The 14,270-nt window shown below is 36.5% G+C and carries 14 protein-coding genes; 2 read left to right on the top strand and 12 right to left on the bottom strand.

Annotated elements, in window-relative coordinates; translation table 11 throughout:
* The first annotated feature begins 6 nt into the window (after nt 1–6).
* Nucleotides 7–480, top strand: a complete 474-nt coding sequence (locus V7149_RS05410) for a DinB family protein (protein ID WP_335344627.1) — start codon at nt 7–9, stop codon at nt 478–480.
* Between the two features lie 581 nt (nt 481–1,061).
* Here V7149_RS05410 and V7149_RS05415 read toward each other — a convergent pair.
* Nucleotides 1,062–1,526, bottom strand: a complete 465-nt coding sequence (locus V7149_RS05415; RefSeq protein WP_335344628.1) for an NUDIX hydrolase — start codon at nt 1,524–1,526, stop codon at nt 1,062–1,064.
* A 298-nt stretch (nt 1,527–1,824) separates the two neighbouring features.
* Between V7149_RS05415 and V7149_RS05420 the strand changes: the two genes are divergently transcribed.
* On the top strand, nt 1,825–2,247 hold the full coding sequence (locus V7149_RS05420; RefSeq protein ID WP_335344629.1) for a VOC family protein: 423 nt from the start codon (nt 1,825–1,827) through the stop codon (nt 2,245–2,247).
* 95 nt (nt 2,248–2,342) lie between these two features.
* Here V7149_RS05420 and V7149_RS05425 read toward each other — a convergent pair whose 3' ends face one another.
* The 11 genes from V7149_RS05425 to V7149_RS05475 form a co-directional block, all read right to left on the bottom strand.
* Nucleotides 2,343–2,789 (bottom strand): SgcJ/EcaC family oxidoreductase, encoded by a 447-nt coding sequence (locus tag V7149_RS05425; protein ID WP_335344630.1) that lies wholly within the window; start codon nt 2,787–2,789, stop codon nt 2,343–2,345.
* A 95-nt stretch (nt 2,790–2,884) separates the two neighbouring features.
* Nucleotides 2,885–3,763, bottom strand: a complete 879-nt coding sequence (locus tag V7149_RS05430) for a DMT family transporter (protein ID WP_335344631.1) — start codon at nt 3,761–3,763, stop codon at nt 2,885–2,887.
* A 128-nt stretch (nt 3,764–3,891) separates the two neighbouring features.
* Entirely contained in the window at nt 3,892–5,139 is a 1,248-nt protein-coding gene (locus V7149_RS05435) for a cysteine desulfurase-like protein (RefSeq protein WP_335344632.1), read from the bottom strand.
* 76 nt (nt 5,140–5,215) lie between these two features.
* The gene (locus V7149_RS05440) at nt 5,216–6,238 is read right to left on the bottom strand and encodes a dipeptidase (RefSeq protein ID WP_335344633.1); all 1,023 of its coding nucleotides are present in this window, start codon (nt 6,236–6,238) and stop codon (nt 5,216–5,218) included.
* Nucleotides 6,239–6,297: 59 nt separating this feature from the next.
* Complete coding sequence (locus V7149_RS05445) at nt 6,298–7,878, bottom strand: hydantoinase/oxoprolinase family protein (RefSeq protein ID WP_335344634.1); 1,581 nt, start codon at nt 7,876–7,878, stop codon at nt 6,298–6,300.
* Nucleotides 7,878–8,972, bottom strand: a complete 1,095-nt coding sequence (locus V7149_RS05450; RefSeq protein ID WP_335344635.1) for a DUF917 domain-containing protein — start codon at nt 8,970–8,972, stop codon at nt 7,878–7,880. The genes V7149_RS05445 and V7149_RS05450 overlap by 1 nt, the downstream gene beginning before the upstream one ends.
* A gap of 55 nt (nt 8,973–9,027) precedes the next feature.
* On the bottom strand, nt 9,028–9,282 hold the full coding sequence (locus tag V7149_RS05455) for a hypothetical protein (RefSeq protein WP_335344636.1): 255 nt from the start codon (nt 9,280–9,282) through the stop codon (nt 9,028–9,030).
* Nucleotides 9,245–10,375 (bottom strand): cytosine permease, encoded by a 1,131-nt coding sequence (locus V7149_RS05460; protein ID WP_335344637.1) that lies wholly within the window; start codon nt 10,373–10,375, stop codon nt 9,245–9,247. The genes V7149_RS05455 and V7149_RS05460 overlap by 38 nt, the downstream gene beginning before the upstream one ends.
* Nucleotides 10,376–10,531: 156 nt before the next feature.
* A complete protein-coding gene (locus V7149_RS05465) occupies nt 10,532–11,257 on the bottom strand; it encodes an aspartate/glutamate racemase family protein (protein ID WP_335344638.1) in 726 nt (241 codons plus the stop codon).
* 91 nt (nt 11,258–11,348) lie between these two features.
* A complete protein-coding gene (locus V7149_RS05470) occupies nt 11,349–12,905 on the bottom strand; it encodes a hydantoinase/oxoprolinase N-terminal domain-containing protein (RefSeq protein ID WP_335344639.1) in 1,557 nt (518 codons plus the stop codon).
* Nucleotides 12,889–13,995 (bottom strand): DUF917 domain-containing protein, encoded by a 1,107-nt coding sequence (locus V7149_RS05475; protein ID WP_335344640.1) that lies wholly within the window; start codon nt 13,993–13,995, stop codon nt 12,889–12,891. Before V7149_RS05475 ends, V7149_RS05470 begins: the two co-directional genes overlap by 17 nt.
* Between the last annotated feature and the right edge of the window lie 275 nt (nt 13,996–14,270).

Here is a 14,270-nt window from a genome sequence, read left to right on the forward strand (position 1 = left end):
TTTTTCATGGACCAAATAATTATTCAGCACATGGAAACAGTGCGTAGGATAACGGAGCAAGCGATTATGAGAATACCGGAAGAAGTGGCAAATATTATTCCAAAAGGGTTTAACAACAATATTCGTTGGAACTTTGGACACATTGCATTTGTACAGGAAAAGCTCGTCTTTGGACTTTTAGGTGAAGAGATGAACATTCCGAGCAATTATGAACAGCTTTTTAAGGCGGGAACGAGACCAGCAGATTGGAGAGGAACACCTCCATCTTTAATAGAGATTGCTGATGTCTTGACGGAACAGAAAGCAAGAATTAAAGATTTTATTCAGTATCGTATGTACGAAACACTGCCAACTCCATTCACAAATCGGGCCGGCATTACATTTTACACAGCGGGAGAGGCATTTTTGTTTAGCTTTTACCATGAAGCTTTACATGTCGAAACGATCAAACAATTATATCGAGCGATTTCATCCAAATGAATTTTAACAGGGCAGCTTCTAATTTAAGAAGTGCCCTAATTAGTTATTTCACAATGAATTTCCATAGTTAAATAAATTTAAATCATTGTTAACTACAACTCAATAAAATACCCCCTAATGGGAATGTTACTATAAAGCATCAAATAAAGAAGCTGAGACGAATCATTTCCTCATTAATACATAGCTTAAAAGATACATAACACTTGTGATTCCAAACAAGAGAAATACGCCAGGTGTCAATAGCATGTATAAACTTAGGGGCAAAGACCAAATGAAAGCAATTAACATGTAGAGTTTTTTTGACTTATAAAAGGAATATATTGCTAAGCAAGCAGGAAGAACCAACATCAGGAAAGTGGTAAACATACTTTCATAGCTAATCTGATTTGAATAAGGATTATAGAAGTTAAAAACAAGCCAAAGAATTATTGAAGCCATCCCTGCAATTAACCCGATAAAAGAGGACTTTTTCTGCATTTCAAGCGCCTCTCCCTTCTCACTTCCGATAATTTTTTTGCCTCTTTTTCCATCGAAGCCTTACAATATAACGAAAATTAAAGTTCAATTGGATTAACTCTCATTTACTCTAATCCCTTTAATTGTTCATTAAAAATGGTTAATGAATGAATTTTTTCTTTTAAAAGGCGATTAACAATTTGTTTTGTCACATTTGCATCCCGAAGCTCTTGATCCTTAAAACTCAAAATTCCCGGAAGTGTCATCCATTTACTTTCTACAATCTCTTCCTCTTCAAGCTTCAATATTCCTCCAGTAATCTCACCAATAAAATGAAATAATATCACTTGATGATTGGAGCTGCTTATAAAATTATAGATACCCGTTGTGCCAGTTAATTTCACATCAAGTCCTGTTTCTTCTCTTACCTCTCTACAAGCAGCATTGAGAATATCTTCTCTATTTTCAATACGTCCAGATGGAAAATTCCACTTGTTTATGGCAAATGGTTTATTTTCTTTAATTACCAAAACCTTGTTATCTCTGAATATCGAGACACTTACAACTAAAACAATTTCATTTTGGGTCATTATAATTCTCCTACATACTCTAACTTCCTAGTTTATTTTTATTGCAAAGGTAGGATCCGAAATTTGCAATCCTCTTTCTTGCCATATTACCACAAAAATACAATTTCTTTTGTTCTGATCCATCTTATTGTGTAGAGCGAAAGAACGAATTTATATTATTTATTTGAATTTTGCAACTATTAAACAAAAACTAATGTTTTTTCTTGAAATTATAGGATAGAATGATTATTGGGGTGAATTCACTATATTGGTGGACGAGCCTACAAAATATGATCTTAATCTAGGGAGTTGAGTAGACATGTCATTCAAATTCATACCTTATTTAATGATGGATGGAAACGCAAAAGAAGCAATCGGATTTTATGAGAAGGTATTTAATGCTGAAGTTATGGGGATTCTCACGTTTGGTCAAATGCCTCCTAACCCGGAGTTCCCGTTACCAGAAGAAGCAAAAGATCTAGTCTCACATGCAACGATAAGAGTTGGAGACTCAGACCTTATGTTTTCCGATATTTTCCCTGGCCAACCACATCAAATCGGATCTCAAGTGACCATTTGCATAACTCTTAACAATACAGATCAAGCACACCAAGTTTTTGAATCATTACAAGACGGTGGACAAGTAGGCATGCCTCTACAAAAAACAGATTTCAGCCCAGCTTACGGAGTCGTAACTGATAAGTTCGGTGTTACGTTCCAAATTTACACGGAAAACCAATAGTAAATTAGCTATACCTAAAGTATCTCATCTCCTAAGACATACATAAATAAGGGCTTGGTCGTATAAACGATCAAGCCTTAATTCTTGCAATAGTACTATAACAATTCTCTTAACTCTTCTGTCATTTTTTCAACTAATTCAGGTCTGCCATGAAACTGTGCAGGAGTATTTTGAAACAGCTGTATCCGCCACATTCCTTCATTTTTTACAACAACAAGTGTATGATGTGTGTTTACTTTTGGATTAATTTCTGATTGATCAGGCGGCACCATTCCAGCAATTGCTCGCAAAAGAGCAGTCTCAGAACTCAAAAAACGAACATCTTTTACTTTGCTAAGAAACCGAGCAGTAGGATGGTGGATAAAGATTGGTTCAAGATGCGAAAATATCTCTTCCCTGCCAATCGACTGACTGCCATCGAATCCAATGCTTTCGCCATCTTCTGTGAATAAATCAGCCATTCCACGAGCATCACGATTATTCCATGCATCTAGCAGTTGTTTATAGATAGCTTCGACCTCTTTTAAAATTAGATTATCCATTATGATTCACCTCCAGAAACTAAAATTTTATTATCATAATACATTTTGTTCATTTTTCTGACAAACCATCTATCGTTCTTAATTTACATTTTAATTCACGCCCGTTCTAGCATTCTTTCCTTTTTAGGCGAATAACTGATTCCCACAAACACGAGCAATATTCCGATAAGCTGGTAAACATCAGGACGGTAGCTTAAAATTGTTACATCAAGTAAGATCGCGACAACCGGATCGACAAAGACTAAAATAGCAATGGTTTGAGCCTTTAATTCACGCAAACTATCGAAAAACAAGTAATAGACAAATCCAGTATGAATAAACCCTGTGACAAGGATGTAAAACCAGTTTTCATAGGTAAGATGGATAAAGCTTGACCAATCCACTAATGGCATCAATAATATGACACCGAGACTCGTCTGAATGACAGTTGTTAACAGCGGACTAAGCAATTGAATTCCTTTTCCCGTGATCGATGTAAAAGCGTAGAAGAGTGCTGCCGCAAACGCCAATAAAACACCGGTGGATAAAAATTCTGCAACATTTGTATGCTGATGAATTCCTCCAACTAATAATGTTCCTAGAAAGCAAATAAAGAAAAAGACCAATCCCGTTCCTGTTAATTTTTCTTTAAAGAGAAAAGAGCCTAAAAGGAGCACAATAACGGGTGCCAAATGATAAATAGATACAGCCACAGTAATAGGCATGACTTCTAAAGAACGAAAGAAAAAGACCCAATTGATAACCAGGAATAACCCACATAATACGGTAAGATAATATTCTCGACGAGGAATCGAAATTTTCCTATCTTGTTTTGTTTTTAGTGTACTAAATCCCCATATAGCACCTAAAAGAATACTTGCACTGAGGCAACGAATAAAAACTAGTTCAATCGATGGCAGACCTGTCTTTTCCGAAAATAAACCGATTGAACCGAATATCGCCATGGATGTGGCAAATTTTATTTTTGCATACATTTAATCTCTCCTATGTCTTTATGTAACATCTATTAATATTGTAATAAAAAAACAGCTTGAATGGTCAGCTGTTTTTTCCCATCAATATAGGACTGTAAAAATAAGATAAACCCACAACCTAATTGTACTTAACTATTTGCTCTATTTACAACATGTGTTTCTACATAATATTGAATAGCAATAATTAAACGATCTGTTTCTTCTTGTGTATTATAAGGAGCAAAGCCTGCACGGATCCATCCGCCAGTTTCATTGATTCCTAATTTATCGGCAAGAGTAGATGCGTAAAAATCTCCACTTGCAATGAAGATGGCATGTTGTTCTGCTAGCCATTTACAAAATTCAACAGGATCGACTCCCTTGATCGTAAAGGCGACTGTTGGTGTTTTGGCAACGTAATCTGGTGCCTGATATAAAGTGACTTCGGGAATGCTTGCAAGTTCATGACGAAGTCTACGCGCCAATTGATTTTCGTATTCTTCAATTGATAAAAAGGCATTTAGAATTCTTTCCCTGCGATTCGAGCCTGTTCCTAAACTTGCAATAAAGTCAACCAATGCTTCAATGGATGCAATTGCTTCATGGTTTTGGATACCTGTTTCTAATTTATCGGGAAAATAGGTCGGTGCTGGTTGCAGTTTGTATACTGAGAGACGCTCAAACACTTCTTCTTTAATCACAGCCATTCCAATGTGAGGTCCAAAAAATTTATAAGCAGAACATAATAAAATATCAGCCCCTAATTGATCACGGTCAATCGAAAAGTGTGGAACAGCGTGTACAGCATCCACAGCCACAAGGGCACCAACTTCATGAGCACGCTTGGCAATGTTTGTTAAATCTGTTATAGTTCCGATAACATTTGATGCTAGTGAAACAGCTACAAGCTTTGTATTCTCATCTATAAGCTCATGTAATCGAGATAAATCAAGTGTTAATGTCTCCGTATCTACTGGAATAAAGCGGATTTCTGTGTTTGAATCTTTTGCTGCTGTTGCCCATGAGTCAACATTAGAACGGTGATCAATTTCAGTAACTACAATATTATCTTGGCTAGTCCATGTTTTAGACAAAGCCCGTGAAATGGAGAACATTAAGGAAGTAGAGTTTTGACCGAATGCCACTTCATTTGGTTTCGCACCAACAAGATCTGCAATTGCTTTTCTAGCGTTTTCAATGTGCTGCTCTGTTTCTTTGCTTGCAGGGAATTCTCCATGTAGATTAGCCCCGCCTTTTGACATATAAGAAACCATAGCATCTATAACACTCTCAACCACTTGTGAGCCTCCAGGTCCATCGAAATAGGCAACCTGCTTACCATTATAATAACGGTTTAATGCTGGGAATTGCTGACGGACTTCTTCAATTGGAAACATACAATCTACTCCTTTTTTAAAATATTTTTTTAGTTTACTTGTTTGCTATTTCAACAAAAGATGACCGAAAACCTTTTTAGTACAGCCGTAAAAAGTTCCCACCTAATACTTTTTCTATTCTCTGATCACTATATCCTCTATTAATTAGACCACCTATTAAGTTTGAAAAGTTCTGGTGACCATCAATTACATCAAATGGTTTTCGTGGCATACTAGCTAAATCCTTGGGATCTACATACTTATAAAAGTCATTACACAGATCTAGCCCAATGCCAACATGATCGATTCCAACTACATTGACGATATGATCAATATGATTAATAAATTGCTCTAAATGACTCTTATCATCCTCTTCCGCCACAATGATACTTACTGCATTTACACCAATGACCCCGCCTTTTTTAGCTATTGCTTCCATTTGCTGATCCGTTAAATTACGCATAGTATTCGACAATATACGCGAGTTAGAATGTGATGCAATAATCGGCTTTTTTGAATGTTCAATTACATCCAAAAATCCTTCATCATTTAAATGTGAAACATCAATGATCATACCGAATCGTTCTGCCTCTTCAATCACCTGAAGCCCAAATCCAGTAATTCCACCCTTTCGACCTTCACGAACGGGACTAAAGTGACTGCCCTCACCAACAGCATTTCTTCTACTCCATACTAATCCTAGGTTTCTGACTCCTAATTCATAGAAAACCCTTAACAGGCTAATGTCCGTTCCAATTGGTTCCGCCCCTTCAAGGGATAAAAGAAAACCAATTTTTCCGGTCTTTTGAGCAATCTTCATATCGTTACTATTTCGGCAAATCATCAATTTATTAGGTGACTCTTTCACCTCTTCATGCAAAGCACTTACTTGATTTAACGCTTTTCGAAGACCCATTTCTGGAAGAAACCCATTATCTATAAAGATTGAAGCAAAGATGATATTGACACCACCTTGAATAAATCGGGAATAATATTCTGTTTCGATAACCTTTCTTCTCCCGCTTTCCCTTTGTATGGAAACATCCATTAGCAGATCAAAGTGAGCATCTATGATCAACGTGTTATTTTTGATATGCTCTATAGATTTTTCCTCATTCATATCCTCTGCCCCCTAATAGGAAGAGCCCTAGTTTAATAGACTAGAGCTCCTTATAAATTTTACACTAGTTCATTCACTTCAAATTGAGCTAAATCTCCAGCAGCTTTCACCCTGATACGAGTTGCATTCCCTGGCATATAGGCTAAAGGCACATCCTCTATATCGACAATTACAAGACTTTCAGGATTAGCCCCAGCTTTAATTGCTTCAGACATCGCAATTTCCTTTGCTTCAGATAATGCCTTTTCCCTTCCAATTTCAGCTAGTGCATATACTTTTTCAACCTGTCCGCTAACCTGTGAAATGGCAGACCCAATTGCATTTGCAACTCCTGAATGTAATGGGCGAATGACTTCTGATGCCCCTGTTAATTCTTCTGGAAAAAGAATACTTCCACCACCAACAAGGATAACAGGTACTGGAGCAGCACTTGTCTTCATTTTATCAATAGCTTCCTCTACGATTTCAACCATCTTCAAATAAATCCTATCTAATAATTCCTTATCAAGATGGTCCACCTTGGAAGCATCACCTAAGTCAATCTTTCCTAAAGCTACTGCAACATCTGTTGTTGTTAAAGTGTCTCCTCCAAAAATCAACGCTTTTTCAGGAAGTTTGTAACCAACACTATCTGGACCAACTGTGAATTCCCCATTTTCCTTTATACGGACAATTGTGCCTCCTCCAAGTCCAATCGAGATTAAGTCAGGCATCCGAAAGTTCGTTCTGGCTCCGCCAATCTCAACAGCCAAAGATGATTCCCTTGGGAAAGATTGAACTAAGACCCCAATATCGGTTGTAGTTCCTCCAACATCCACAACAATTGCATCTGTTAAATCACTTAAATAGGATGCACCCCGCAATGAGTTAGTTGGTCCGCAAGCTACAGTAAAAATGGGATATTTCACCGCATAATCAACAGACATTAACGTACCGTCATTCTGACCAAAAAATACTTTGGCATCAATGCCTTCACTCTTCAGTGCATTAATAAATCCATCCGCTGCTGTCTTAGCAACATTTACAACTGCCGCATTAAGAATAGTAGCATTTTCTCTTTCCAATAATCCTACTGAGCCAATTTCTGAAGATAACGAAACAGAAATGTCCTCCCCTAAAACTTCCTTAAAAATTTCACCTGTTCTAAGTTCGTGTGTTTGGGAAACAGGTGAAAAGACCGAAGTTATGGCAATTGAATCAACTTCTCCTTTAATTTCTTCAGCAATCTGATATAGATGTTCTTCATCTATATCAACAATTTCTCTACCATCATATTCATGACCGCCACGAACTAAATATATTCGTTTTCCTAGTGCATCTCGAAGATCTTCAGGTACTCCAATTAATGGTTTAACAGCTAAAGTTGCCGGGGCACCAATCCGTATGGCAGCAATCTTATTTAGTCTCTTTCTTTCAACAATAGCGTTTGTACAATGAGTTGTTCCAAGCATGGCATATTTTATTTGCTCTCGAGGAATATTTGAGTCCATGATTACCTTTTCCATTGCTTTATAAATACCTGTTGCTACATCTTCTGTTGTAGGCGATTTTGTTTCAGAAATCACCTGATTATTTTGATCTAAAATGACCGCATCTGTATTCGTTCCCCCAACATCGATTCCAATTCGATAAGCGTTCATTATAATGTCACTCCTTTTTTGACCAGTTCTTCAACAGGAACATATTCGACTTCGTATCCAAAGTACTTTGGACCAACCGCCTCAATTCCCTTTTCTGTTCTCCATTTTGAATGACAAGGAATCCCGATTACCACGCATCTTGCTCCGTATCTAATACCTTCAGTTGTTATTGGTTGCCCAGTTTCTGCATCAAGAACTGCAATTAAATCTGGGGTGACACAAAGAATTCTTTGCTCAGTCTGTGCAAGTAAGTGTTCATTTTGGAAGCGTAACTGAAGTGTTTCCCCTTTATAATCATTAATCCCCTCAATAGTTGCGGTTCCTCTTGCAAATCCAGTTTCAGTTTTACGGTTAATATCACTTACTTTGCCTTGGAATAATTCAAACCCATTTGCCACATTTAAAACTTCTTTGATTGGATCTGTATTATTCTGTTTAGCAAGCCTCAAGGAACGACCGATTTCTTCTTCAAGGGTCAAAATATTTCTTATACCGCTTTCTTTCAAGTTTTTGCCTGTCATTGGATAAATAGCAATCATAGATGAACCACCCATTTCAATTGTTGACGCTCGGGCAATCCTTTCAGTCCAGACATTATTTATTGTAGAGAGTAACGATGTATTACCTTTTTCATCGGCTAAAACCATTGGAGTAGCACTAATTCCGTCTAAATAAAATGTGACCATTTGCAATTCCGGAAATGCTCTACCCATCCCATCAACATCAACTACAGGTATACCTAATTTGGCTGCGAGTGCAAGTGGTAACATAGAATTTAGGCCACCAGCCTCGATTGGCATTGTTGCAAAGATTTTCTTCCCTAAATATGATTCTAGGTTTTGAAATGCAGTGATGGCTTCTTCACCACCGGGAAGTTTTTCAAAAAGAACAGTTGGAGCTCCCATCATTGCAGAAGGAACGATCAACGCATCATCCGGTACCTCATCCACATCTAGCAAAGTAATTTCTCCATATTCCTCAATTGCTTGTAACGCCATCAGCTTTCCAATGTAAGGATCCCCCCCTCCACCAGTACCTAATAAAGCTGCACCTACTGCAATATCTTCAATTTCTTGTTTTCCAATTTTCCTCAAGCTAATTCCCCTTTCTTATTATTAATCTTTAATTCTTTGAGATTAATTATTTGTTTTAGCTTACTGCTTCTTTGTCTGCTTCATCTTCAATAAGATTTTCACCAAATAAAGGTTTTTCCACCCCATAATAAACAACCAGATATAAAATTATCGATGCAATAATGCTTGTTATAGCAGCAAATGGCATTAGATTAAATTGGGTTAATAATCCGATTGTGATTAAAGAAGTTATTCCAGCGAGACCTTTTGCTTCAATTTTTCTGCCTCCTCTTTCAACCACATAGTAATGAGCAATTAAAACTCCCGCCATTGGAACTAACCATGCGCCAAGAGCACCTAACAAATGCCAATATTGAACTGACTGCCCCTGATCCTACGAAGGCTAGGGTAATTCCAACAATTGCTGGAACTAATGTTGCTTGTTTTCTTGAAAGCCTAGGAATGCTTTTATATCTATTATTTAAAGTAGTGAAAATGGTAGATAAGGACAATCCGCTAGTAAAGGCATTACTATCATTTGTCGTCCATTGGAGAAGGAATAGACCTACTATTGCAAAAATACTAAAAGCAACACCATAATGAGAAAAAACATTATAATATGCTCCTCCCCCTTGAGCTACTCCTACTACTAGCCCCCAAATAGGAATAAATGTAGAGGCTACATATCCGATGACAAGAGCCTTCAATAATCCTGACCTAGTAGAAACAAATCGAGAAACGTCTGGCATGAATGCTGAGAAGCCTGCGTATAATGAGACACCTAAAAACATAACAGAAGAAAAACTTACTTCATTTGCTTCCGTTGTCATGATTGCTGAAAGTCCGCCTGGGTATTTTGCAATGGATAGGAAAAATGTTGAGATTAATAGAATTAAAAAGATAGGTACTGAAATCCAGCTTATTATCTTTATATATTTTATGCCTCTATAGGAGGAAAACATCATTAAGGAACATAAACCAGCTGAAACTAATCCCCTGACTAGGTTAAAACCTTCATTAACCTCAAATCCTAAAATAGACATAGCAATTCTGGCGATCGCATCGGCCTGAACACCGATAAAAATACCTGCAATTATAAAAGATAAGAACGCGGGTAATAATTTTCCATATTTTGAAAAGGGCCTTTCACACAGTACAGCTGTCGCAAATCCTTCTCGTCTCCCAATTTCTCCAACTAAATATCCAAAAACCATACAAATGACATACCCTATGAAGAATGCCAATGATGCCTTCCACGGGGTAAGTTTGGTTCCTATGTCAACCCCCACTCCGATTGCCCCAAGCGAGGCCCACATGCCAATAAATATCATTAAAAAACTAACCCAGTGCTGCTTTGCACTTTCCGATACTTTTTTATATACATCTTCATCCATAAATGCTGATTCTTTTGTATTATCTCCCATTCTATTACAGCCCCTTTTGGCAAAATATTATATAATCGAGGATTTTGCATGACTTTCACATAGAAAGAAGAAGCAAAACCCTCCCAATTTCTTATTATTCAGTAAATTCACCTTAGAAGTAGGGCATTTATTTTATAAAGTAAAAATTGTGGGGTATTAGCTTTTTACTCTTTGTTTTGATGGAGGCGTCATATATGTTAATCGGCTATGTTTAACTCTCATATCAATTAAATTTTCCAACATTTTTGTTGCTGCAAATGCTGGATCGATTACCGGAACATCATAACCATTTTGTTTTAATTTATTCTGCAGTTCCTCTGCGACCCCCATAAAACCCGTACAGCCTAACACTAATGCGTGTGCATCATCAATTTCTATTGCCTTTATCATTTCTTCATATAATGAATTAGTTAACCTATCTTTATTTTGAATTTCTAGTACAGGAATGTTTACATATCTTACGGACGCAAGTTTTTCCTTTACACCAATAGTTTTGCTTAAGTTTTCAATGATAGGCACCACATTCGGCAATACCGTTACGATCGAGAAGGATTTTGCCAATGAGCTTGCAATAAGCATCGCTGACTCTCCCGGTCCAACAACTGGAATATCTAATATTTCTCTTGCAGGTTTTATTCCAGGGTCTGCAAAGCAGTCAGTAATGATACCATCGTAACCCTCTTCCTCAGCTTCCTTTGCTTTTTCCAAGAAATTTGGTACACATAGAGCTTCATCGTATTCGCTTTCGATTGATTCAGGTCCATAATCTAAATTACACACTCCTACTTCAGTATTTTCTGAAGCATAATAAGTAAACTCCTTCTTAATTTCCTCATTAAAAATGTCTGATATAATTGGCAGTATTACTTTAATTTTTTTCATTGGGTATACACTCCTTAATTGTTATTTGATTTTCTAACAATCTTTTATTTTTGTAAGCCATTCTATTTTTTGTATCACCTCCTTTAAGAAATTAATCGATTTCCCCAAATGCCTTTATCCGGATTCTTAAGACTTCCCCTTTTAAATAATCAAAGGGGATTTCTTCTAATGAGACGAGCTGAATTGTTTCCTTTTTTGCCCCTTGACTAATCATCTGTTGGAAAAGTTGCTCTTTAGCTTGTTCAATAATCTCTTGTTTTGTCTTATCATTTAGCCAAAATACTTTATCAATCTCTGCACTAAGAGGGGCAAAACACGCTCCTATAGCATTACAAATATGAAAACCAATAGGTTGTGAAACCCTCTGATATTTTCCGAATAAGCGCTTCTCAAGTAAAAGGCTTCCACCGCCTACTAATACAATGGGAAGATCCTCATTGCTCGGCTGGAACCTTGCTATCCATTCCTTAATTTCTTTTGTTACTTTATTAATCACTTTTTCGCAAGCTTCCTCAGATAACATCTGCAGTCCGGTTAGATTTATTTTTTCATCTTGAAAGGTATCTGGAAATTGCCTAAGAAAGGAATCCGTTAAAGTCCAAATGCTGCCGCCCCAAGCAACCCCTTGATTTTCAATATCATTAGCAATCGTAGCTCTTATTTCTACTAAATCATTCTCGACGGATATAAGGCTTCCCCCGCCAAAAGGTAATGAGTGTACTTTTGGTACACGAATATTTACATTAATACCTAGAATGGATGAAGAACCAATAGAAACTTCTGGCTGTCCATTCATGATCCTTCCTACATCAATCGTACTTCCACCTACATCTACAACAATACATTTCTCTAATCCACTTAAAATACTGGCTCCCCTAGTGCTATTCGTTGCCCCGGAACCAATTGTCCTAATTGGATAATCTGCTGCTTCCTTGATTTCCATCAACGAACCATCATTTTGAATTAACCAACATGGGCAATTTAACGACATTTCCTTAAAGTGCTTTGATATATCAGTCATCGCTTGCCGGATTACGTTTGATAAAATGGCATTTAATAACGCTGCATTTTCCCTTTCTAAAAATCCTATGCTACTGACCTTATGTGACATCGTTATAGGAATTCCCGGATAAAATTTCCTAATGATATCCCTTATTTCAAGCTCTTCTGTATCATAAAAGGGAGAATAAGCTCCTACTAAACAAATGGATTCTATGTTGTACTTTTTTATATCTGTTAATAACTCATTTATTTGATCCAATAATGATACAAAATGTGGATTCGATTCACCTGTGTAATCAGAGCCACTTTTTACGAAATATTCTTTTTCAATATATTTTTTTAAATTTGATGGCCATTGTACACCAGGTGCAATTAAAGAAGGCTTTTTTATGATCCTCACTAAAGCAGTTTTTGATAGATTGTTAGGGTAATACAATGCATTTAGGACATGAGTTGTTCCTAGGAAAACACCGCTAATTTGTTCGGGTAAGACGCCTGCTTCATGTATTGCTTCCTTTGCACTAGAGACAATACCAGAAATAATATCTTTTGTTGTTAAACATTTTGACCATGAAATTAGCTTTCGATCACCTTTTATGATTACCGCATCGGTATTTGTTCCCCCCACATCAATCCCAAGTCTCATGATCATCCCCTCTTTCAAATGGTTTATATGAGCAGGAAAGCCCAAAATTGTTAGGACCGACTAGATCTAGCATATCCTTTGTACGGAGCACGTTTGGGGAAGGAACTCCGAATATCATAACGGAAAGACCTACTTGTATTTCGGGAACACTGTAAGGGAACAAACTTTCATCATTAAAAACGAGAATTAAATCAGGAGTTGTACATATATACTGATCCTCTTTAATTGAAATAAATTCATTTTTAAATTCAATTTCGATCCTTTTGTTTGAAAAAGAGGATCGACCCTCAATAATAAATTTTCCAACCATTGTTTCATTTTCGAACCAACGCTGAACCTCTGAGATCACTCCGCCAATTATCATTCGTGGCCTACCATAAATTGAATTTTCAAATACACTTGTGAGATCTTGAATTTTATTATTTAAATGATTCTCTTCATTAAGAACAGTTCCTAATCTATAAATTAAATTTAACGTTCCTGGAATCATCGCAACTTTCAAATCCTTACCACTGGATCCATATCCTATAAAATGGGAATAGCCCCCATTTTTAACTATAAAGTCTTTTGCTAATTCTGAAGTAAAAGCAATGCTTTCCTTACCATAAATGACCCTATTAGCTTCGTGAGTTTGTAACACCATCGGTGATAATGGAATCCCTGATAAATGAAAGGTAGTCATCTTTAATTCTGGAAAAGCTCTTCCCATCCCATCTCCATCAATTACAGGTAAATTGGTTTGACTGGCTAGGACTAAGGGAATTAATGAATTCGCCCCGCCTATTTCAATCGAAATAATTGCACCAACATTTTTCTCGGTAGTTATTTCGTAAATCTTTAAAGCTTCAATAGCTTCTCGCCCACATGGTATATTTTCATTAAATACAATGGTTGACCCCATTAATCCAGCTACTACAATCCATTCGTTTTCTATATCTGATATTGTTTTAACGGAAATTAAATCATCTTCTCCCATAATTGACATCAAAAGACCTTCGACCGTTTTTGTATCTCCACCGCCACCACAAGCTAATAACTTTGCTCCTAATGAAAGAATGGGAATGTCACTTTTTCTAATTTGCCATGCCATTAGTATTTCTCCTTTCCCTTTATAAATGCAAGAACCATGCCAAACAAAAACGAATACATTTTTATAATGATAAAAGGATTAAACGATACTTTTATCAAATCGAATGTAAAATAATATGATTTTCCATAGATTAAAAATGACCAAAATCATTAAATTAACTTGTATTTTCTCATCTTTTCTCTCTATTTCTCATCTTTCTGACTATTTATCACAATTTAAATTATTTTTCATATTAATTTACTTAATTTTATATTTATTAATCCTTCGATATAATG

Source organism: Bacillus sp. JJ1503 (assembly GCF_036965125.1).
GTDB lineage: Bacteria > Bacillota > Bacilli > Bacillales > Cytobacillaceae > Cytobacillus.